General features: G+C 57.5%; 18 protein-coding genes. 13 read left to right on the top strand and 5 right to left on the bottom strand.

All coding sequences use genetic code 11. From position 1 onward, the window contains the following. Positions 1–5: 5 nt before the first annotated feature. Both HY010_23260 and HY010_23255 read right to left on the bottom strand, forming a co-directional pair. On the bottom strand, positions 6–380 hold the full coding sequence (locus HY010_23260; GenBank protein MBI3478657.1) for a hypothetical protein: 375 nt from the start codon (positions 378–380) through the stop codon (positions 6–8). A gap of 61 nt (positions 381–441) precedes the next feature. Beyond that, a complete protein-coding gene (locus HY010_23255; GenBank protein ID MBI3478656.1) occupies positions 442–1,170 on the bottom strand; it encodes a response regulator transcription factor in 729 nt (242 codons plus the stop codon). 331 nt (positions 1,171–1,501) lie between these two features. Here HY010_23255 and HY010_23250 point away from each other — a divergent pair, with 331 nt between their 5' ends. From HY010_23250 to rfbC, 10 genes are all read left to right on the top strand, one after another. Next, positions 1,502–2,320, top strand: a complete 819-nt coding sequence (locus HY010_23250; GenBank protein MBI3478655.1) for a polysaccharide export protein — start codon at positions 1,502–1,504, stop codon at positions 2,318–2,320. A 63-nt stretch (positions 2,321–2,383) separates the two neighbouring features. Beyond that, positions 2,384–3,928, top strand: coding sequence for a hypothetical protein (locus tag HY010_23245; protein MBI3478654.1), 1,545 nt, complete (start codon positions 2,384–2,386; stop codon positions 3,926–3,928). Then, a complete protein-coding gene (locus HY010_23240; protein ID MBI3478653.1) occupies positions 3,925–4,602 on the top strand; it encodes a hypothetical protein in 678 nt (225 codons plus the stop codon). Before HY010_23245 ends, HY010_23240 begins: the two co-directional genes overlap by 4 nt. Positions 4,603–4,607: 5 nt before the next feature. Next, positions 4,608–6,170 (top strand): sugar transferase, encoded by a 1,563-nt coding sequence (locus tag HY010_23235; GenBank protein MBI3478652.1) that lies wholly within the window; start codon positions 4,608–4,610, stop codon positions 6,168–6,170. Between the two features lie 10 nt (positions 6,171–6,180). Beyond that, complete coding sequence (locus tag HY010_23230; protein MBI3478651.1) at positions 6,181–7,467, top strand: O-antigen ligase family protein; 1,287 nt, start codon at positions 6,181–6,183, stop codon at positions 7,465–7,467. Continuing rightward, on the top strand, positions 7,464–8,720 hold the full coding sequence (locus HY010_23225) for a glycosyltransferase family 4 protein (GenBank protein MBI3478650.1): 1,257 nt from the start codon (positions 7,464–7,466) through the stop codon (positions 8,718–8,720). Before HY010_23230 ends, HY010_23225 begins: the two co-directional genes overlap by 4 nt. After that, positions 8,680–11,112 carry a glycosyltransferase family 4 protein gene (locus tag HY010_23220; protein ID MBI3478649.1) on the top strand — a complete coding sequence of 811 codons (2,433 nt, stop codon included), beginning with the start codon at positions 8,680–8,682 and terminating at the stop codon, positions 11,110–11,112. The genes HY010_23225 and HY010_23220 overlap by 41 nt, the downstream gene beginning before the upstream one ends. 104 nt (positions 11,113–11,216) lie before the next feature. Further along, positions 11,217–12,281, top strand: a complete 1,065-nt coding sequence (gene rfbB / locus HY010_23215; protein MBI3478648.1) for a dTDP-glucose 4,6-dehydratase — start codon at positions 11,217–11,219, stop codon at positions 12,279–12,281. Between the two features lie 18 nt (positions 12,282–12,299). After that, complete coding sequence (gene rfbA, locus HY010_23210) at positions 12,300–13,199, top strand: glucose-1-phosphate thymidylyltransferase RfbA (protein ID MBI3478647.1); 900 nt, start codon at positions 12,300–12,302, stop codon at positions 13,197–13,199. A gap of 19 nt (positions 13,200–13,218) precedes the next feature. Next, the gene (gene rfbC / locus HY010_23205; GenBank protein ID MBI3478646.1) at positions 13,219–13,761 is read left to right on the top strand and encodes a dTDP-4-dehydrorhamnose 3,5-epimerase; all 543 of its coding nucleotides are present in this window, start codon (positions 13,219–13,221) and stop codon (positions 13,759–13,761) included. A 13-nt stretch (positions 13,762–13,774) separates the two neighbouring features. Here the strand turns inward: rfbC and HY010_23200 are convergent, their stop codons facing one another. Both HY010_23200 and polA read right to left on the bottom strand, forming a co-directional pair. Continuing rightward, positions 13,775–14,638 (bottom strand): TonB family protein, encoded by an 864-nt coding sequence (locus HY010_23200; protein MBI3478645.1) that lies wholly within the window; start codon positions 14,636–14,638, stop codon positions 13,775–13,777. A 146-nt stretch (positions 14,639–14,784) separates the two neighbouring features. Beyond that, a complete protein-coding gene (gene polA, locus HY010_23195; GenBank protein ID MBI3478644.1) occupies positions 14,785–17,475 on the bottom strand; it encodes a DNA polymerase I in 2,691 nt (896 codons plus the stop codon). Between the two features lie 286 nt (positions 17,476–17,761). On the opposite strand from polA, the gene HY010_23190 reads away from it, so the two are divergent. Further along, positions 17,762–18,766 carry a histone deacetylase gene (locus HY010_23190; GenBank protein MBI3478643.1) on the top strand — a complete coding sequence of 335 codons (1,005 nt, stop codon included), beginning with the start codon at positions 17,762–17,764 and terminating at the stop codon, positions 18,764–18,766. 22 nt (positions 18,767–18,788) lie between these two features. Then, positions 18,789–19,421, top strand: coding sequence for a flavin reductase family protein (locus HY010_23185; protein MBI3478642.1), 633 nt, complete (start codon positions 18,789–18,791; stop codon positions 19,419–19,421). A 39-nt stretch (positions 19,422–19,460) separates the two neighbouring features. Here the strand turns inward: HY010_23185 and HY010_23180 are convergent, their stop codons facing one another. Continuing rightward, on the bottom strand, positions 19,461–20,168 hold the full coding sequence (locus tag HY010_23180) for a CPBP family intramembrane metalloprotease (GenBank protein ID MBI3478641.1): 708 nt from the start codon (positions 20,166–20,168) through the stop codon (positions 19,461–19,463). 111 nt (positions 20,169–20,279) lie between these two features. Here HY010_23180 and ffh point away from each other — a divergent pair, with 111 nt between their 5' ends. Then, positions 20,280–21,638, top strand: a complete 1,359-nt coding sequence (gene ffh, locus HY010_23175; GenBank protein ID MBI3478640.1) for a signal recognition particle protein — start codon at positions 20,280–20,282, stop codon at positions 21,636–21,638. The last annotated feature ends 27 nt before the right edge of the window (positions 21,639–21,665 follow it).

Raw genomic sequence — 21,665 nt, 5'->3', positions numbered from 1 at the left:
CAAGACTAAGGCGCCGACTTACGCTGCCGGCGCAGCGCATGAAAGATCAACGATCCGCTGATTCCGAAACAGACGACCGCTGCAAATGACACGACTTCCACGGTGAGTCGCGGCATTTTCAGGAAATCAGCGGTCAACGCCGTCACGGCGCAGAGAAGGCCAAGAACGTTGAGCCACAGCGGCGATCGCACCTGAAGATCCTGGCGGAACCGCAATTGGAGCAGGAGCGCGGCCATCCCGATCGCGGCTACCACCACCAGCGCGATAGGACTAAGAAAGGCATTCGGCTTGGTATAGATGACCACCAGTGCCAAGGCGAGGATCAGCAGTCCGGAAGCAATCACTGTCCATCGGCGCGATGCGGGGTTCGAAACGGGCAACCAGCAGTCTCCCTGCCTTGCGGCGCCCCAATTGTAACGCGGGGGCGCTGGTTTTGATGGATCAGGCGCTGCCCGGCATCCATTCCGCTCGGCGATTTTCGCCGTTGGAGACTGCATAGAGAACGAGTTCCACCCGAGTGGAAATTCCCAGCTTGTCGAAGATTCTGAGCATGTATTTCTTGACGGTGTGCTCGCTTAATCCCAACTCGTGCGCCGCCTCACGATTGCTCAATCCGTCAGCTACCAAGGCAACCACTTGCTCCTCGCGTGGCGTCAGGAGCGTCCGGCCTGTGGAGTTCACGACCCGCAACGTATTCACCTCGGACAAGGCAGCGAGCACATACCGCATTTGTTCGCTGTTGATCCATATTTGTCCGGCGGCAACACTCGTGATGCATTTGCACAGCATCCGAAAAGGAGCTTGCGTGAAAGGAAAAATACCGCGGACTCCACCCCTAAACGCGTTCACGACCAGTTCACGGTCATAACTATCGACCAGCAGCACCGGAGCCACCGCGGGGTAGGTAATACGCAACCAGCGCAGCAAGCCGAAGGTGAGTCCACGATTCTCGGTCAGCAAAATGACGTCGGCTGCATTTCCGAGCAAGAATTCTTGGACGGCAGCGACCTCCAGCGCAACCGTTGCAATGTGGAAATTGCGGCGGGCACGGAGAGCTCGCGCGAGCAATTGCGACTGAATCAGACCGGAGTCGGCGACCACGATCCGGATTTGCCTGGTTTCTTTCGGGGGCATTGCCGAGGCCGGTTGGCGGGCGCTTGCTGATTTCACGCGGGCCATCATACCCATCCGGAGATGCCCTGAATGTAGGCTGCGTCACATCACTTTTGTGATGAATCCAGCCGTCATTGTCTACTTTCGTACACCCACCCGGGTGCACCTGTTTTGCGGCAGACCCTTCTTGGCTTCGACGTCGCAATATACGCGCACATGCCCCGCCGAATGGCTCTTGCGCTCACGCCGGGAACAATTCGATCCCCACGAACGAGCCATATACCAGAGAACACCGTACTTACCAAGTCTTGCCCACAAGAAGGCTTCCAACTACCTTCAATGCGTTCAGAACGTGAATTGCGCCGTGCGAGCAACGGTCGAGTCGGAGATGACAACGTTCGTACAATGCGTGGTATTTGTGGCTGGCAGCATGCTCACCTGCCAGCTGTCCATGGCCGCTCCTGCGCAAGGGATGGCACCGTCTGCGGTTGTTGCACCTCGTCTTCCCAGCCCGTCCCCGGAACGCCTCACTGGAACGGGGTCTGCGGAAGGCCAGCCCGCGGCGGGTATTCCTGCACATGGAGAGACCAACAGCGTCGGCCAAGCGGATGGCAAGGGAGATCCTGCACTCGGAGGGGAACGTCATCCGCTTTACCGGCTTACCAAGTCTGATGTTCTCGACATCAATTTCACATTCTCACCGGAATTCAACCAAAGCTTGACCGTCCAGCCGGATGGCTTCGTCGCCCTGCGCGGCGCCCGTGCCGTGTTCGCCGAAGGACTCAGCATCGCAGAACTGCAGCAGCTGGTGGTGGCGGCCTACAGCCACTTTCTTCATGATCCGGAAGTCACGGTCACGCTCAAGGATTTTGAAAAGCCCTATTTCCTCGCCTCGGGAGAAGTCACCCGCCCCGGGAAGTACGAACTACGCGGAGATCTTACGGTCAACGAAGCCTTGGCGGTTGCGGGCGGATTGACCCAACAGGCACGGCACTCGCAGGTCGTCCTGTTTCGACGAGTCTCTCTGGATGTAGCCGAAGCCCACCTGATCGACGTGAAGAAGATGTTGAATTCCCGCAATCTTCGTGAAGACTGGCATCTTCGGCCCGGGGATTTCATTTTCGTTCCCCAGAGTCGCATTTCGAAGGTTCGGAAATTTGTTCCAGCAAGCGCGATGAACTGGTACTTGAATCCATTGCAATTCTGAAAAAATGATTCGCAGCGGTCGCATACAAATCGCGATAGAGAGAAGCGGAGGTCCCCACACAGGATGGCGATCCCCGGCGACATAACCATGGCGGAAGCAGGGCAGTTAGGCAATTCGCGAAACAATTCGTCACCCACCTTGCGCGAGTTGGCGGCGATCCTGTTTCGCCAGTCCCGTTTTGTCATGGCAGCATTCGTCGGGATGTTCGTCGCGACTCTGCTCTATGCAGCCCTCACACCTCGGTATGAAGCGCACTTCAAGGTCTTGCTCCGTCATGGCCGCTCCGATCCCGTCGTTTCTTCTCAGCCTGCCAGCCCCGATTTCAACCGTCCCAACGTCAGCGAAGAAGAGCTGAATTCAGAAGTTGAACTCCTGCGCGATGAAAGTCTGCTCAGGCAAGTCGTAGTGCAGGCCGGACTGGTCGCTCCGGGAGATGTCGTCGCCGGTCGGTCCGTGGCTGTGGAACAGGCCGTTCGAAAACTGGCGCACGCTTTGACCGTCGAGCCACTCCGTAAATCCAACCTCATCCAGGTGCGCTATCAGGGACGGGAAGCCCAAGAAGCGGCCAACGTGCTCGCGACGCTGTCTACTTTTTACCTGCGCAAGCATGTGGAATTGCAACGGCCCTCCGGCGAGGTGCAATTCTTCGAAAAGCAAACCGCGGCTTTCGAAAACAAGCTCGATCAGTCGGAAGCCGAACTGGTGCGTTTCGCTCGCGACCGTGATGTCGCTGCGCCTGCCCTGGAGCGCGACATCGCACTGCAAAAACTGGGTGAAGCGGAAGCAACCTATCGTCAACTCGATCAGGAGCACGTCGAGAGTGAGCGCCGAACGTCTTCGTTGCAAGCCCAGCTGAAGTCGTTTCCGTCCCGGTCGGTCACCTTGAAGCGTTGGGCGGACAATGCCCAGCTCCTCGAAAAATTGAAGACGCACTTGCTGGACCTTCAACTGAAGCGCACCGACCTGCTCACAAAATATGAGCCTTCTTACCGCCTGGTACAGGAAGTGGACCACGAGATTGAAGAAGCCCGCCAGTCCATTGCCGGTGAAGCGCTGACTCCGGTACGGGACGAAACCACGGATAAGGATCCGAACTACGAATGGGCACGAATGGAACTGGAAAAAACTCAGGTGCAGGAAGAAAGTGTGCGTGCCCGGCAAGCGCGAGCCTCGATCCAGATTGCGACTCTTCGACAGTCCGCGGAACAGATGCAATCCGACGCGGTTGCCCAGCAACGCCTCACCCGCAGCGCCAAAGCGGATGAAGACAACTTCCTCTTGTACCAGCGGAAGCTCGAGGAAGCACGGATCGGCGACGCGCTCGACGAGCGGCGAATCCTGAACGTGGCCGTGGTCGAACCGCCAGTCGCGCCCGCACTACCCGTGCACTCCATGTTCCTTTGGTTCGCGCTCTCAATCGGACTAGCGGTTCCGGCCAGCCTGAGTGCAGGCTTTCTCGCGGAGTATTTCGATCCCACCATTCGCACGCCAATCGAAGCCAGTGATTTTTTGGACGCTCCGACGCTCGCATGGCTGCCAGAAGTTGGAAAGTCCGGAACTGGATCCGCAGTATTGCGATTCGTTCGACCGAACGGTGAATTGTCATGACCGCGCTTGGACTCACTCCCGAAATGATGGCCGAACGCGAGGAGCAGAGTCCAACCGCGATCCGGGAAACCGTCTCTGCGCCACGAGTAGCTTCCATTCATGACGAACAGATTCAGAACCTGGTCCAGCAATTGTTCTTCCGGCAAGAACCAGCCTTGGTCCGCCACGTTGGATTCGCCGCCATCGAATCGCAGGCCGAAACGGCACAGCTGTGCCTCGACGTGGCTACAGCCCTCGCCGACACCGGACTTCACGAGGTCGGATTGATCGACGCCCGGCTGCAATCCGCGCCCTTACATACTCAGTTGCAGATACCAGCGGGCAATCGCTTGGATGCATCGTGGCTCATTGCTCCCCGCCTCTGGCTCGCGCCCCGCCGCAAATGGTTGGATGAAAGCTCGCACCCGATCTGGGACCCCAGCCTCACTCGACTGCGTGCGGTCACCATTGAATTCGACTATTCCATTGTGTGCCTGGACCCATTCTCGTGGCTCACTACCAGGCTGGGCCAGACCTGTAACGGCCTGGTGATGGTATTGACCGCAAATAAAACCAGGCGCCTGGTAGCCGCACAAATGCAGGAACAGCTGCGCCGTGCGCGAATCCCACTGTTAGGGACTGTATTAGCAGAACGTAGTTTCCCGGTACCGCCGGGCCTGTATCGCCACCTGTGACTTCTATGGCTGATCTTTCGCATGGACGACCTGACACCCTGAGCAGTGACTGGAATACGAGTTATGCGCGGATGATTCCGGGCACTCCGGCATCTCCGCTCGCGGATCCGACGGCCAACCTGCGTACTCGCGTCACAACCAACAACAAAGCACTGCGAGCGATCGATGGGAAATCCGGACTTCGCCAGTCCTCCCAACCACGCTGGCTGCAGTGGTTGATGCCGCAAATCCAGGCCACCGACCGGACCATACTCTTCCAGTTAACGCTACTGGACCTGCTGGTTCTGCTGGCCACATGCCTCCTGCCATGGGCCGTCTCACCTGTCTGGAGTCTCCGCCCCACCATGATGCCCGTTTACGGCGTGCTGTTGATTCTCTTTGCATTCAGCGAAGGACTCTACAACAAGGTTGGCGCGACGCCTGCGGAAGAATTACCGATCTTGATGAGATCCGCATTCTTCGCCATGTCCCTGGTCTTGATCGCGGAGTGGAACGGAATGCAATCCCTGGCCGCGCTCACAGCGCTCGGCACGAGCCTTGCTGGCCTGATGCTGTGGCGTCAGGTGAGAAGGAGAGGATGGAACGAGTACTTCCGCGAGACTGCACCGCGCAATGTCCTCATTGTCGGTGCCGGGCCCGCTGCCCGCACCATTGCCCGCGCGCTCAAGGAAGACCCGCTCCACTCATCCATGGTGGTCGGTTTTCTGGATGATCACGTACCTCTGTCCCCTCAAGTATTGGGACGAATCGCCGATCTCGACTGGCTCGCCCGATCGCAATTCATTGACGAAGTGATTCTGGCCGTTCCCAACGATCCGAGGTTGGTGCGTCAGGCGGCCGAAGTTGCGTTTCGTAACTATCTGGATATCCGCGCCGTTCCGGATTTACCTCCCGGCCTCTGGCCCAAAGCGAACGTCGATCGCATTGGAGGTATTCCGATCATCGCACTCCACCACGAATCGTTGCCCCGCGCTGCCCTGCTTCTCAAACGCCTCCTTGATGTGGCAGGCGCGCTTTTTGGGCTCGTCCTGCTTGCCCCCGTGATGGGTTTGCTCGCGCTCTGGATTCGTCTCGATTCGCCAGGACCGATTCTTTATTCGGCAGAACGAGCCGGGGCCAAGGGCCGTCCGTTTCGTTGTCACAAGTTTCGCTCCATGTCGACTGGAGCGGACCGCCTGAAAGACGCTCTCCGTGGCCGCAATCAACGGGAAGGTCCGATTTTCAAAATAGTCGATGATCCCAGGATTACTCGCTTCGGACATTTCCTTCGACGCTTCAGCCTCGACGAGCTTCCTCAACTCTGGAATGTGCTACGCGGCGAGATGAGTCTGGTCGGCCCGCGGCCGCATCCTGTGGACGAAGTCGATCGCTACCAGCTTCACCACTACCGACGCCTGGACATGAAGCCCGGCATGACTGGACTCTGGCAGATCAGCGCGCGCCAGAGTGCATCGTTCGATCTCAATATGCATCTCGATCTGACCTATATCGAGAACTGGAACCTACGCCTCGATCTGCGCATTCTTATGTCCACCATCCGCGTCGTGTTCTCTCCCGAGGGTGCCTGACCGCATATCGATGAACAGCCGTGCCACAAATTGGGAAGGCCCCGCAAGCGCTCCGGGCTGGTTGACTCTCGGATTGCTGCTTCGACCGCTTCAGTTCGGCATAGCGTTTCCCGGCGCCCTCTACGCAGCCGCGCTGACCATTTTTCTGTTTCGTCCACCCGATCTCGATCTCTATCATGCCGACCGGATTGCCCTGGGCGTATTGATGTTCTTCGTCGCGCTACGAACACTTGCGATGCGGGAACGGCTCCCCTACGTCGCTGGGATTTCGTTACCGATGTTCGGTCTCTCAATTCTTGCCATGATCCGTGCTTTGCGCGAACCCTTCGATGCCCAGACCTGGAGCCTGGTCGCCAGCAAGTTTCTTGTCCCACTGATCCTGTTTCATATCGCAATCCTGGTTTTTCGCGGAGTCTCGCCGGCCCACCATGCTGAGATCTTCGTCATCGTTGTCCTGGGCTACTTGATATTCACTGCCATCGCTTTCCTCGTGGATGCCCGGTCTCTGATATTCCCCAGTTTTATTCTCGATGAGAGCCTCGGCATCCACGCAGACCGCGCTCGCGGCCCCTTCCTGCAGGCTGTTGCCAATGGCCTCTCGCTCAATCTGCTGGGAATTCTGGCCGTAGTGTTCGCGAAAAAATACAAGAAGATTGTGTTGCTTCTGTGGTTGGTCCTTCCTTTCGCAGTGCTCGCAACCATGACGCGCGCGGTTTGGATCTCTTTTGCGATTTCGACGATCGCCCTTGGATTTCGCCTCGGCGTGCCGTGTCTACGCAAGGCATGTTTGGGGCTCGCGCTCGCAGGAGTGGCGGTTGTCCTCGCGATCAGCCTCACCGATAACTCACTTGCCAGGACTCTTCGTGAGCGTACTCAAGAGCGTGGTCCAGTCGAGGCACGCATGGCCGTCTACGACGGCGCGTGGGACATGTTCCAGGAACGCCCATTCGCGGGGTGGACCGCCGGGCGGATGTATTCGGAACTCGCGCGCCGTATGCCCGGATACCACCTGCGCACTTTCTACGTGCACAACACCTACCTGGCTCTACTCGTTGAGTTCGGAATTCCGGGCCTGGCTCTCTATGGAATCCTTTTCTTCAATCTCTTCCGCCTCGGCCGAAAGATCGCATCTCCCGATGAAAGCCCACCGCTCCAAACTCTGCGCAAGGCCTGGCCCATCTTGCTCTGTGTCTATTTGTTCAACGCATTCTTCGTGGACATGGCTTACCAGTTTGTAATCGGGATTCTGTTCACGGTTGCGGGGATGCTGTGTGCATCCGAGGAGGCGGGTCTGTGACCACTGTAGCCTACATTGCCAACCAGTTCCCTTCGTCACTCGAGCCCTACGTGATGGACGAAATCAGCGAACTCCGCAATCGCGGCGTGCGCGTCATTTGCTGTAGCGGAAAGCGAGTGTGCCCGAGCGATCTAACGGAACGCGAGCGGGAGTTGTGGACTGAGACGAAATTCTTGCAGCCGCTCTCTGACTCCCAACTCGTGACGGCAGTCCGCCGTCTTGGATCGCAACCGCAAGCTTGTTCGCTCTTGCTGAAACCCGTGTTGCGCGAGCTTCCAGCCTCCCCTGCCCGCCGCATACGGTCTCTCGGCCATACATTGATGGGAGCCGCATTAGCCGATGAGTTGGCACCACTGCATGTGGAGCACATTCACGCTCATCACGGTTATTTCGCATCCTGGATTGCATTGGTCGCAGCCCGACTAATGGGCATCGACTTCAGTTTCACCTTGCACGGATCCGATCTCCTCCTGCGCGCGGATCTGCTCGCCGAGAAACTGCATGAATGCCGCTTCTGTATCACGATCTCAGACTTCAATCGCGACAATATCTTGCGGAACTTCCCGTCCACTCCGGTCTCGAAGGTGATTGTCCAGCGACTGGGAGTCGATTTCCCTCCAGTTGAAAACTGCTCGATCCCCAAACCCGAACCGCACCGGTTCTGCCTCCTGTCAGTTGGACGCCTCCATGCCGTAAAGAACTATCCGTTCCTTATTCAGGCTTGTGCCGCCCTGCGCGACCAGGGCCTGGATTTTCTTTGCTGGATCGTTGGCGAAGGCCCAGAACGGCCCGCATTGGAGCGCCTGATCGACGACCTGCGATTACGCAACCAGGTCTTACTGCCCGGCCATGTTGCTCGCGCGGATCTGTCGGGGTATTACCGCTATGCCGATCTGGTCGCACTCACCAGCTCGAGCGAAGGACTGCCGGTGGTCCTGATGGAAGCAATGGCCCACGGAAAATTGGTGATCGCACCTTCCATCACTGGCATTCCCGAGTTGGTGCAAACCGGGCAAACCGGCTTCCTGTACCAACCCGACTCGCTGTTCGACTTTGTCAGCAATGTGCAAAGGATTCTTGAAAACAAAGCTTCTCTATCCGAAGTCGCACGCGCGGCCGCCGAACATATTCGCGTCAACTACGACCGTCAGCGCAACCTCTGCCAGTTTGCGGATCAGTTTCTGCAGCGCATTGCCCAACCGGAGTCCCCATATGCGAGTTCTGTACTGCAACAAGTACAACTTTCCGCTTAGCGGCACTGAAGCCTATCTCTTCGAACTGATGCGCCGCATGGAAACGCGCGGCAATGAAACGGCCTTGTTCAGCATGGACCACGGCCACCCCTCGGCATTCACCGGTCGCAGCTACCTGATTCCCTACTTGAACTTCAAAGACGCACAAGCCAGCGCCCTGAAGAGAGTGCGCATGGCAGCGCACGCACTCTATTCCCCGTCCGCGCGACGTCTCATGCGCGCTTGCCTTATGGACTACGCACCTGCCCTGGCTCACGTTCGCGGTATCTACCACCATTTGTCACCGTCGATCTTGTGGGAACTGAAACGGCAACAGATCCCCGTTCTCTATCATCTCAACGACTTCAAGGTTCTTTGTCCCAACTACAATTTCGTGGCTCAGGGAAGATCCTGTGAACTTTGCCTGGGCGGAAACTACTTTCATGCAGTCACGGAACACTGCTATGCCGGACCGCAGGCCAGTTCCGTCGTATTGGCTGCCGAAGCGTACTTGCATAAATGGTTGAAGACTTACCAACGCTGCGTCGACCTCTTTCTTGCCCCGACCGAATTCGTTCGCAGCAAGTTGATCAGTGCTGGATTCCCCGCTCGACAAATCGAAGTTCTGCCGCACTTTCAAGAGCTGCCTCCGCCGGAGGCGCTCGTCCCCGAGAAAGGCTACATCCTTTATTTCGGCCGGCTATCCCCCGAAAAAGGACTGGACGAACTCTTGTATGCGATGGCGAGACTGTCTCATATTCCGCTGGTGATTGCGGGTGAAGGCCCGGAGCGGACGCGGTTAGAGTCTTTGGCACGCGAGTTGAAACTCGATCAAGTCTTGTTTGCGGGGATGGTTGGCGGGGCGAAGCTTGAGCATCTCGTCGCTGGCTGCTGCTTCTCCGTGTTTCCTTCCCGGGCTTATGAAACGCTGGGGAAATCGATCCTGGAGTCGTACGCCTGGGGGCGTCCAGTCGTCGCTTCCGACCTTGGCTCGCGCCGGGAGATGGTGGAGCCGGGTGTTACTGGACTTCTGTATCCGCCCGGCGACCTTGAGCAACTGGCCGAGGCAATCGAGTTTCTGTTCACCCATGCAAGCCTGACCGCGCAAATGGGACTCGAAGGCCGACGGCGCCTGCACACTGCGCACGACCCGGACCACCACCTTGATGCGCTCCTCGAAATCTATTCGCGCGTCGCGGCTGCCAAGCGCCAACCTGTCTCTCTCCCAGTCGCTACAGTCCTGCCGCAGCCAGCTCACGCCCCTCTGCGCGTCGCGTTCATCGGAGGGCGGGGCCTGGTCTCCAAGTACAGCGGCATCGAATCGTATTACGAAGAAGTGGGCTCCGAACTCGCCCGTAAAGGCCATGAAATCACGGTCTATTGCCGCACCTACTTCACGCCCCCCCTTAAGGAGCACCTCGGCATGCGCGTGCGGCGGCTGCCGGCCATCCGCACCAAGCATCTCGAAACGGTGACGCACACGTTCCTGAGCACCCTGCACGCTATGTTTTCAGACGTCGATGTCGTTCATTACCACTGCCTCGGACCGGCATTGTTTTCCTTTCTGCCACGCCTGACCGGCAAGAAAACGGTGGTGACCGTGCAGGGCCTCGACTGGCAGCGGCGCAAGTGGGGCTGGATCGCATCCCATGTTTTGCGTTGGGGTGAAGCAGCGGCCGTCACTCTTCCCCATGCCACCATGGTCGTGTCCCAGACCCTGCAGCGCTACTATCAGGGACGCTATGGGCGCTCGACTGTGTATGTCCCGAACGGCGCCAGCCCGCGCCCCAGGCGCACTCCCAAGCGGATCGCAGAATGGGGCCTGAACTCCGATAACTACGTCCTCTTTCTCGGCAGGTTCTCTCCCGAGAAAAATTGCGATCTGCTGATCGACGCCTTTGAAGGCCTTGCGACTGGCATGAAGCTTGTTCTGGCGGGCGGATCGAGCCATTCCGACGAATATGTCGAGCAATTACGAAGTCATCAATCTGCACAAATTCGCTTGCTACCCTGGGTTTCGGGCGAAGACTTGGATGAACTCTTGTCAAACGCCGCCGTGTTCGTGCTGCCGTCCGATCTGGAGGGCTTGTCGCTGGCCCTGCTCGATGCCATGGCTGCCGGCGTGTGCGTTCTCACCAGCGATATTCCCGAAAACGAGGAAGTCGTCAGCGGCGCCGGCTTCACCTTCAAACGCGGAGATCGCGCCGACCTCACGCGAGTCTTGGACCTGCTGATCCGTAATCCTGATTTGCGCAGGGAGATGTCCGCAAAAGGCAGACAGCAAATCCAGCAGCGCTATCTGTGGCCGAGCATCACGCGCGCTATTGAAACAACGTACTACCAGGTTCTGGATCGAACCCTTCCGCCGGAGGTGATCGCAATAGGAGTCCGGGACGGTTCTTCCGCGGCCTGACCTGTGCACCACGCTTTTGCGCGCCGGCACGACTTTGTCCCCGGCTTTGATTAGAATCGATGGATGCTGCCGCTCTTGCGGGGCGGCTGTCCAGCATGGAAGATTTGATTCTCGTCACCGGCGGCGCCGGATTCATTGGTTCGAATTTCGTTTTGCAGTGGATCGCCGAGGAATCGTCTCGTGTCCTCATTCTCGACAAGCTCACCTACGCCGGCAATCTCCACAACCTGCAATCGGTAGAGAGTCACCCGCACTACAGTTTTCAGCAGGGCGATGTTGTCGATCGCGACCTGGTTCGTAGCTTGCTGCAAGGGCAGCGCCCGCGTGCGATTGTCCACTTCGCGGCCGAGACTCATGTCGACCGCTCGATTCATGGTCCCGACGATTTCATCCGCACTAACGTCAACGGAACCTTCAGCCTGCTCGAAGAAGCGCGCGATTACTATTCTTCTTTGAGCGAAAGCGAGCGTCAGACATTTCGTTTCCTGCACGTTTCGACTGACGAAGTCTACGGATCGCTTGGCCCTGACGATCCGGCATTCTGTGAGACCACGCTCTACGCGCCCAACAGTCCGTATTCCGCATCCAAAGCGGCTTCTGACCATCTGGTGCGCGCCTATCACCACACTTACAGATTGCCGGTTCTGACCACCAATTGCTCCAACAACTATGGTCCGTACCAGTTTCCCGAAAAGCTGATTCCCCTCATGATCCAGACTGCCCGCCAGGGAATGCCTTTGCCCGTGTACGGCGACGGGCAGAATGTGCGCGACTGGCTGCACGTAGAGGATCACTGCCGGGCGATTCGCAAAGTTCTCGCGAGCGGGCGCGCCGGAGAGACTTACTGCGTCGGCGGCGGGAATGAACAAAAGAATCTCTACATCGTAGAGACACTGTGCCGCTTGCTTGATGAGCTGCGGCCCAACGACCCCGTTGTCCCGCACAGCAGGCTCGTGGCTTTCGTCAAAGATCGCCCCGGCCACGATCGTCGCTACGCCATGGACACGCGTAAAATCCAACGTGAATTGAATTGGCGACCGTTGGAAACTTTTGAGAGTGGGATCGCCAAAACCGTGCGCTGGTATCTTGATCACGAAGATTGGGTACAGGACGTAACCAGCGGCAGCTACCGGCAATGGATGGCGAAGCACTACGCCACTGAACGTTGAAGAACGCGCGCTGAACACATGACCAACTCATCTCAGCCAAATCACAAAGGCATCATTCTCGCGGGAGGTTCGGGGACCCGTCTCTATCCCGTGACCCATGCAGTCGCGAAAAGCCTCCTGCCGGTCTATGACAAGCCGATGGTGTATTACCCGCTTTCGACGTTGATGCTGGCGGGCATTCGCGACGTCCTGGTCATCTCAACGCCCGAGGACATCCCGCGCTTCGAGCACCTGCTCGGTGACGGCTCGCGTTACGGAATCCGTCTGCAATACGCATCGCAGCCCAGGCCGGAAGGAATCGCGCAGGCATTTCTCATTGGACGCGAATTTATCGGATCCAGCGAATGCGCCCTCGTCCTCGGTGACAACATCTTTTACGGACACGATCTCGTGAAGGAGCTGCGCTCGGCTACCAGCGATAGCAAGGGTGCCCGCGTGTTCGCGTATCCAGTGCACGACCCGGAACGTTATGGCGTGGTCGAATTCGATCAGAACGGCAAAGCTCTCAGTGTGGAAGAAAAGCCGAAAGCGCCGAAATCACGCTACGCCGTCACCGGGCTCTACTTTTACGACAACCAGGTCGTAAACATCGCGGCGAATCTGAAACCTTCAGCACGCGGCGAACTCGAAATCACCGATGTGAACCGTGAATATCTAAAGCGCGGACAACTCAACGTCTGCGTGATGGGTCGAGGCATGGCCTGGCTGGACACCGGGACCCACGAAGCCCTGATGGAAGCTTCTCTTTTTATTCAGACTCTGGAAAAACGTCAGGGCCTGATGGTTGCCTGTCCCGAGGAAATCGCGTATCGCTACGGGTACATCACGAAAGAGCAAGTCGAAGCGCAAGCCACGCCGATGCGTAACAACGGATATGGCGCTTACCTGCTGCAAATGTTAAGAGAGAGGGTTTTCTAACAGTGACCGCCACGAATCAATGAAGAAATCGGAAACAACTCTCGCCGGCGTATTGCTGCTTGAACCCACTGTATTCACAGACGTTCGCGGGTTCTTCCTGGAAAGCTATAACGAGCGCATCTTTGCCGAACTCGGCATCCCCGAACATTTCGTACAGGACAATCATTCTTACTCCACCAGGAACGTCGTTCGGGGACTGCATTATCAGGTCGAACGGCCCCAGGGAAAACTGATACGGGCCGTCACCGGCGCGATCCTCGACGTAGCGCTTGATCTTCGTCGCAGTTCCCCCACTTTCGGGAAATGGCAGACGTTTGTGCTCTCCGCAGAGAACAAGCACATGCTGTGGATCCCCGCTGGATGTGCGCACGGCTTCCGGGTCTTATCGGACAACGCGAATGTCCTATATAAAGCCACTGCGTTTTACGCCCCTGAACAGGAACGCACTGTCGCCTGGAATGATGCGCAGTTGAAAATTGATTGGCAACTCGATGGGCCACCGATCGTGTCAGCGAAAGATCAGCGCGCCACGTCTTTTGAGGAAGCCGAAAAGTTTGATTGAGTTCTTGGCGAGATCAGTGCAGCCGGAAATCGACGCTGATAGTGGTTTCGACTTCGGTGGGTTGTCCGCCGTCGCGATACGGCACATATCTCCACGATTGAACGGCATCCAAAGCGGATTGCGCGAGTAGTGCCGGCCCCGCCACTTGTCGCAACTGCTTTACTTTTCCATCGCGCCCAATCACTGCATCCAACACGACCAGCCCTTGTAAGCCCGATTGCCGCGCGGCATCCGGATACACCGGATCGACCTTATAAAGGATCTGGCGGTCCATCACTTCTGAATACACTCGTAAAGGCAGCCCCGGTTGCGCGGGAGCGGTCGAGGCGTCGACTTCCAATTCGGTCCACGCCTTCTGCCACTGCCACCATCCGAACACGGCCAGCCCGATCATGAACGCAACCAGCACCAGGAAGCGGCGACGACGCACTCGGAATGTGCGGACACGCTTTTCGGTCGGTGGTGCGACCGCGGGCCGGTCACTTTCTGGAATCGCTACATTGGCAATCGCCGCGGTGAGGGGCCGCGCAGCACTTTGTGATGACCAGTACCGGATCTTCTCACGTTGTTCGACCGACAATCCAACAAACTGCAGACCGCAACGAAGCCGATCCTGGTATCGAACCTGCGCACGGGCTCGCACTGGCAAACCTACATTCGGAAGCCGCAGCTCGATTGCGACCGACTGCCCCGCCACCAATTCTCCAGCGACCACTGCTCCCAGTCCCGACTCGTTCAGATCGCAACAACGCCCCGGCATATTGTTAGGGATCCCCGACTGCAGCGCGATCACGTCCAGCAACACATCGATTGGGTAGCGGGGGAGACTCCGGCGTGACGCCGAGTCGAATGCGGGAACTATCGAGGGAGCTGCCATACGACCGCCTCTACGAGATGCGAGTCAATTACCGGCTGATTTCAATAATGCGATGTTTCGAGAGTGAACGGATTATAGCGGAAAGCGCAGAGGAAATTGCGCTGGAAAAACACGGCGTCCCGACTGGGACTCAGCCCAACCTCAGCCTATTCCATATCGCGCCAATTCGATCCCACGCCAATTTCGACTTCGAGCGGCACTTCGAGTTTGTGCGCGTTTTCCATCTGCTCGCGCACTAACCGCTTCAAGTCATCCACCTCGTTCTCCGGAACTTCAAACACAAGTTCGTCGTGGACCTGCAATGTCATGCGCGACTTGAGTCCGCGCTCTCGAATGTCTTCGTCGATGCGAATCATCGCGATCTTAATCAAATCTGCCGCGGTTCCCTGCAGAGGAGTGTTGACTGCCGTCCGCTCGGCAAAGCCCCGCTGATTGGGATTCTTGCTATTGATATCGGGAATCGGACGAACGCGGCCAAATAGAGTTTTTACTTTCCCATCTCGCCGCGCCTGCTCAAGCGTCGCATCGATAAAAGCGCGCACGCCGGAATATTTCTCAAAGTACGCTTCGATAAATTTCTTCGCCTCGCTCGGCTCGATCCCCAACTGCTGCGATAGTCCGAAAGGTGAGAGCCCGTAGACGATTCCGAAATTTACGACTTTCGCCGCTCGCCGGTGCTCAGATGTGACCATTAGCGGGGGCACTCCGAAAACCTGCGACGCCGTCAACGTGTGGATGTCGTCTCCGCGCCGGAACGCTTCGACCAGCAATTTGTCCTTTGAGAAATGCGCGAGCAGCCGCAGTTCAATTTGCGAGTAGTCGGCGGCCAGCAGGACGTTCCCCGTCTCCGCCGTGAATGCGGCGCGAATCTCACGGCCCAACTCCGTCCGGATCGGGATGTTCTGCAGGTTAGGATTGGTCGACGACAGCCGCCCCGTCGCAGTGCCGGTTTGTCCGAAGGTCGTGTGCAGGCGTCCGCTACTGTTGCGGATCAGTGCGGGCAGCGTGTCCACATACGTGGATTTCAGCTTGGTCAGTTGTCGGTAATCCAGCACCAGCCGCGGAACTTCGTGTTCTTCCGCCAACCCTTCCAGCACATCCACTGCGGTAGAAATCTTTTTGCCTTTGCCGTATTTCACTGGCATCGGAAGGCCAAGCTTATTGAATAACACGTCGCCCAGTTGCTTCGGCGAGTTGATGTTGAACTCCTTGCCGCATCGCTGATAGATGTCCTGCGCCTTGGCGTCGATCTCGCGTTCCAGCTTCGTCGACATGCGCGACAGCGCCGCTGTATCGATCTTGACGCCTGCGTCTTCCATGCGTTCGAGAACCGGAACGAGCGGCACATCGATGTCGTCGTAAACCGACAGCAGGCCTTCGGTTTCGACCTCCTGGCGTAACGCAACGGCAAGCCGCCCTGTCATGTCAGCGGCTTCTGCAAGGTTGCCGCTCATCTTCAAATTGAATCTTCGCAACGCCGCCTCCGCCAGCGCGTGCGACGAGTACGTCGGATTCAATAGATAGGAATACAGCATCGGATCGTGCTTCACCCCGGCCAGCGCAACTCCCTGTGCGGAGAAATGGTGCAGCGATGATTTGAGATCGTGAATCGCCTTAGGCGTGGCCTCGCCCTCGAGGAGATTCTTGACTCGATCCGCCAGCCCCTTGTCCGACAGGGCGACGACTGCGCCCGATCCCGCGGCAATCGAGAATGCGATTCGCTCCAAGGGCGCAACCACCTGAGGTTCGTCGACTGGCTGTAACAGTAAAAACTCGGCTTGCGCTGGTTCGGGCTCGGCTTCCTCTTCTTCTTCCGCTTCATCCGTGTGCCCGGTGGGAATTGCAATTGCGAGAGGCGTGTCGTCCGCCAGGCCGCCAAGATATTGGTCGAGTTCGGCGATCGTTCCGATTTCACGATAGTTGCCTTCGCTCGCCTCGGCGACTGGGAGCACTTCTTTCAGTAATGAGGAAAATTCCAGTTCTGCAAACAAAGCGCGTAGTGCTTCGACATCGGGATCGCCGATCTTCATCGACGGTACATCCAGGGAAACCGCCACGTCGGTGTCGATAGTTACGAGTTGCTTGCTGGTCAGAATATTGTCGCGATTGTTCTGGAGCGACTCGCGATACGACTTCTTCTCTACTTCAGCAGCACGTTCCAGTGCCTGTTCCACAGTGCCAAAGCGCCGGATGATCTCGACTGATCCCTTGTCTCCAATTCCGGGGGCTCCCGGAATGTTGTCAACGGAGTCGCCGCGCAATGCCATCACGTCCACAACCCGGGAGGGCGGCACTCCGAGAATCTCCTCGACCTTGGCCGCATCGCAAATCAGATTGTCTTTCGGTGGATTGAGTACGCACACGTGATCGTTCACGAGCTGGAGCATGTCCTTGTCGCTCGATACGACAAAGACTTCATACGATTCCGCCGCGGCCTTGCGCGCGAGCGTTCCGATCACATCGTCAGCTTCGTATCCTTCGAGTTGCAGAATCGGAATTCGGTATCCCTCAAGCGCTCGCCGTATGTACGGAACCTGCTGCACCAGGTCAAGAGGCATTTCTTTCCGGTTGGCTTTGTAGCCGCCGTACTCCGCTTCTTTAAACGTCTGCGTTTTGATGTCGAATTTGCGGATCGTGGTGATCGCTTCCGCCTGCTGATGGCGGATCGTTGGCGCACCAATGTCAAACACAGCCGCTAAATATTCCGGGGAAAAATCGTCGCGCAGCTTCCGCAGCATGTTGACGAAGACATAGGTGGCGGCAGTCGGGACGCCCGTCCTGGTCGTCATCGGCCGCTGTCGCGACATCGCGTGGTACGCCCGGAAAATGAACGACATCGTGTCGATCAGGAAAATGCGGCCCTTACCGCTTGCGGGACGCAGCCCTGTTTTCGATGGCTGGCTCTCGCTCGCTTCGTCAGGCGCTGCCGGAGATTTCACCGCTGATGTTTTTTTCGGAGGCAACCGGCTCAGTTTAACAGGCCAGAACGTAACCCCGGCGACTCGCCGGACTCCAAAAGCCCGCTGGCTGGGGATAGAAATACGAGCACGCGAGTATCATGATGAGTTCCTGGTTATCAGCGCGTTGTTTGCCAGGTGCTGAATGCTGGGTGCTGATTTTGCCATGCTTCCCTTCAAGCTCATCTACAGCGACGACTACTATCTTCCGATCGGCACGCATGTCTTTCCCGCCGAAAAGTATCGGCGCGTACACGACCATCTTCTCGAACGCAACGTCGCGCAGCCCGAAGACTTCCTCGCTCCCCAGCCAGCCAGCGATCAGGATGTCTTGCTGGTGCACAAGCCTCAATATGTCGAGAGGCTAAAGACCGGCACTCTAACCGCCAGCGAAGAGTTGCAGCTGGAAATTCCCTACACCATGGAGTTGGTCCAAGCCTTCTGGCTGGCCGCGGGAGGATCGATCCTGGCCGCGCAGCACGCGCTCAAGGACGGCATCGCCATCAGCATTGGCGGCGGATTTCATCACGCTTTCCCCGACCACGGAGAAGGTTTTTGCGTGATCCACGACGTGGCGATTGCCATTCGCCGCATGCAGCGTGACGACAAGATTCGAACTGCGATGACCGTCGATTGCGACGTGCATCAGGGCAACGGAACTGCTGCCATATTCGCCGGAGTCCGCATCCCCAGCGATCCGCTGCCATCCACATTTCCATCGACCAGCAATCCTGCGCGTCCTGCCAAAGTTCGAAATGCCCATGCCGGAGACGTCTTCACCATCTCGCTTCACCAGGAAAATAACTATCCACCGGTGAAGCCGCCATCGTCGATCGATGTCGATTTGCCTAACGGCACTGGCGACAATGAATACCTGGGCTGGCTCGACAACGCGCTCAGCTCGGGACTGCGCCAGTTCGAGCCTGACCTACTCTGCTACATCGCCGGAGCCGATCCCTATCGCGAGGACCAACTCGGTGGCCTGAACCTGACCATGGAAGGATTGAAGAAACGCGACGAACTCGTCTTCCGCGTCGCCAAGGCCCGCAAGATTCCTGTGATGGTGACGTTCGCCGGTGGATACGCCCGCAAAGTAGAAGACACGGTGACTATCCACTCCAACACGGTCATCGCCGCCAAGGAAGTATTCACCTCCACCGCGAAGTCATAAATGCAGAAGCTATACTCGTGACATGGACGCCACTCCCGCCCAGCTCGGAGACCGCGAACTCTACAACATTCTGCTTAGCGCCGTGGGACCCAGACCGATCGCGTGGGTTTCTTCCCTGAGCGCCGCTGGCCAACCCAACCTGGCACCCTTCTCTTTTTTCAATGTGGCGTGTGCCGACCCACCGCTGCTTGCCTTCGCGCCTTCGATGCGCGCGCCGAAGGCGTCGTCATCAAATTCGGGTGTGCCGAAGGACACGCTGCGCAATATTCGCGAGACCAAGGAATTCGTAGTCAACATTGTTACGTTCGAACTTGCCGAGGCGATGAATCTCACCAGCGGGGACTACGACCCGACCATCGATGAATTCGAAATCGCAAAGCTTGCGGCAGCACCGTCAAAACTCGTGCGTCCTATCCGAGTCGCGGATTCTCCGGTCAGTTTCGAATGCAAGCTGTACCAGATTCTCGACTTCAATCCCGGCTCCGACGGCGGCAGCCTGGTAATCGGAGAGATCGTCTCGATTCACGTCGACGAGAATTACGTGAAAGAAGGCCGCCTGGATCGCAACTCGCTCGACTTGATCGGACGAATGGGCGGCATCCAGTACACAAGGACCACCCAGCGATTTGAGATCGTCAGGCCGAAGGTCGGTTAGAGGCGAACCTGCGGGACCTCCCCGCAAGGCTCTAATGGTCTACTTCAAGACGTAGCCAGCCAATAAGCCCACCAACGAATCTTGCAGAGTGTGAGCCATCATGCCTGGCCGCAGGCTACGTCGCCAATGGGCAAGCAAACCCAACAAGTATCCATAGACGGTAATCGCTAACATGGCTTTGGTGCCTTGGTAAGAGTGCGCGACACCAAAGATCACCGCCTGAATCAACGCTCCACCGAGTGCATTTTTCGTCAAGGCGGTGAATTGCCTCTGCAAATAGCCCCTACAGATGATCTCCTCGCAAATACCGGCAGTCAGCGCCAGGACAAGAAAGACCAATATCTCCGTGCGCCCTCTTGGAAGGATTAAGCGCAGACCTGGGTTCGGTATCGCGATCATGGAAAAGAGAGAGCGAAGAACGATACCCGCTCCTATCAGAAATACGACGGCAATGCCGAAATCGTTCAAGGTGCCCCTGAAGGTCGCCTTTCCGCCAACCAGGTCCCGAAGCTTGACTCCTCGAAGGCGTAGTCCATACCAAACGAAGGCCAACAAGAACCACTCGACCAACATCCCTACCAGATATCCGGGAATGTGCCCGCGGAACGGTCCAATGTGGGTGTATCGTGGCGGTCGGGTGCCCAATAGACAAAGTGTGAGCATCGCCAGAACGACGACCAGCGTATGCCAGCGAGGCGCTATCGGCTGATAAAGGACCTGACCCTGCGCTGGTGAATCGACATCCATGTATCCCCTTGTGAATGACACAGAATGTAGGCGATGGCAACGGGCGGATTGTAGAGGAGAAGAGGTCTCCTGGACCGTCTATTGACGCTGGTAGAATAGAAGTTTACGCCTATGTTCGAGAATCTCCAGGAAAAACTCCAACGCGCCTTCAAAACCCTGCGCGGACAAGCTGTCCTCACCGAAGAAAATATCGATGAGGCGCTGAAGCAGATCCGTCTGGCGCTGCTTGAGGCCGACGTCAACTTCAAGGTTGTCAAAGATCTCATCGACCGCATCCGCGCGAAGGCTGTCGGACAGCAAGTGATGACGGCGCTTTCGCCCGGCGAGCAGGTAATCAAGATCCTGCGCGACGAACTGGTCGAAACGCTCGGCAAAGATACGGCTAAGGTAAAGTTCGCCTCGCAGCCTCCGACCGTCATTCTGATGGCAGGCCTGCAAGGCTCCGGTAAGACGACCACGTCCGGTAAGCTTGCCAACTGGCTCAAGAATGGTGGACATCGTCCCCTGCTCGTTTCTGTCGACGTGTATCGTCCGGCGGCGCGCGAGCAGTTGAAAGTCGTCGCGGCAGCAATCAAAGCGAATATTTACGAAGGCCAGGTCGGCGAAGCGAACACGGCGACCGTCGAACGGCTCGCAAAAGAAGCGCGTAAGGAAGCGATCATCTCCGGATGCGACGTGCTCATCGTCGATACCGCCGGCCGTCTGCACATCGACGACCAGCTTATGGACGAGATGCAGTCGCTCAAGCGGATGCTCAATCCGCAGGAAATTCTGTTCGTCGCCGACGCGATGACTGGACAGGACGCAGTCAACTCCGCCGACGAATTCCATAAGAAGCTCACCCTGACCGGCATCGTGCTCAGCAAAATGGATGGTGACGCCCGCGGTGGCGCCGCTCTTTCCATCCGGCAGGTTACAGGACAGCCCATTAAGTTCATCGGCGTCGGCGAAAAATACGACGCGCTGGAGCCCTTCCATCCCGATCGCATCGTTTCGCGGATCCTCGGCATGGGCGACATCCTGTCCCTGATCGAAAAGGCGGAATCGCAGATCGACAAGAAGAAGGCTCAGGATCTCGCGACCAAAGCTCTCACCGGCGACGGCTTCTCGCTCGAAGATTTCCGCGACCAGCTGCGGCAAGTGAAGAAAATGGGCTCCCTGAAAAGCATTATTGGGATGCTGCCCTCGATTGGGGCTTTCTCCGGCATGCAAAAGGCCGCCGACAATGTCGACGAAAAGCAAATCAACCGCGTCGAAGCCATCATCAATTCGATGACGAGCCACGAACGCGATCACCACGAAGTGATCAACGGCAGCCGCCGCAAACGCATCGCTCGCGGCTCCGGCACCACTGTGCAGGAAGTCAACAACCTGCTCCGCCAGTACGCGCAGATGAAAAAGATGTTTAAGCAAATGGGCAAACCCAGCTTCGCGCGGAGACTCGCGGGAATGAAAATGCCGGGAATGTAGGGAGGCAGTGGTTAGTAGCTGGTAAAG

Source organism: Acidobacteriota bacterium (assembly GCA_016196065.1).
GTDB lineage: Bacteria > Acidobacteriota > Terriglobia > Terriglobales > Acidobacteriaceae > Acidiflorens.
This window is presented reverse-complemented; position numbering and strand designations above follow the sequence as displayed.

Bases quoted from the DNA above. Each gene is read 5' to 3' on its own strand.
- HY010_23250 (MBI3478655.1), top strand. From the start codon at position 1,502: ATGACAACGTTCGTACAATGCGTGGTATTTGTGGCTGGCAGCATGCTC.
- HY010_23200 (MBI3478645.1), bottom strand. From the start codon at position 14,638: ATGGCAGCTCCCTCGATAGTTCCCGCATTCGACTCGGCGTCACGCCGG.
- rfbC (MBI3478646.1), top strand. From the start codon at position 13,219: ATGAAGAAATCGGAAACAACTCTCGCCGGCGTATTGCTGCTTGAACCC.
- rfbA (MBI3478647.1), top strand. From the start codon at position 12,300: ATGACCAACTCATCTCAGCCAAATCACAAAGGCATCATTCTCGCGGGA.
- HY010_23230 (MBI3478651.1), top strand. From the start codon at position 6,181: ATGAACAGCCGTGCCACAAATTGGGAAGGCCCCGCAAGCGCTCCGGGC.
- HY010_23240 (MBI3478653.1), top strand. From the start codon at position 3,925: ATGACCGCGCTTGGACTCACTCCCGAAATGATGGCCGAACGCGAGGAG.
- HY010_23220 (MBI3478649.1), top strand. From the start codon at position 8,680: ATGCGAGTTCTGTACTGCAACAAGTACAACTTTCCGCTTAGCGGCACT.
- polA (MBI3478644.1), bottom strand. From the start codon at position 17,475: ATGTCGTTCATTTTCCGGGCGTACCACGCGATGTCGCGACAGCGGCCG.
- HY010_23180 (MBI3478641.1), bottom strand. From the start codon at position 20,168: ATGGATGTCGATTCACCAGCGCAGGGTCAGGTCCTTTATCAGCCGATA.
- HY010_23185 (MBI3478642.1), top strand. From the start codon at position 18,789: ATGGACGCCACTCCCGCCCAGCTCGGAGACCGCGAACTCTACAACATT.
- HY010_23235 (MBI3478652.1), top strand. From the start codon at position 4,608: ATGGCTGATCTTTCGCATGGACGACCTGACACCCTGAGCAGTGACTGG.
- ffh (MBI3478640.1), top strand. From the start codon at position 20,280: ATGTTCGAGAATCTCCAGGAAAAACTCCAACGCGCCTTCAAAACCCTG.
- HY010_23245 (MBI3478654.1), top strand. From the start codon at position 2,384: ATGGCGATCCCCGGCGACATAACCATGGCGGAAGCAGGGCAGTTAGGC.
- HY010_23190 (MBI3478643.1), top strand. From the start codon at position 17,762: ATGCTTCCCTTCAAGCTCATCTACAGCGACGACTACTATCTTCCGATC.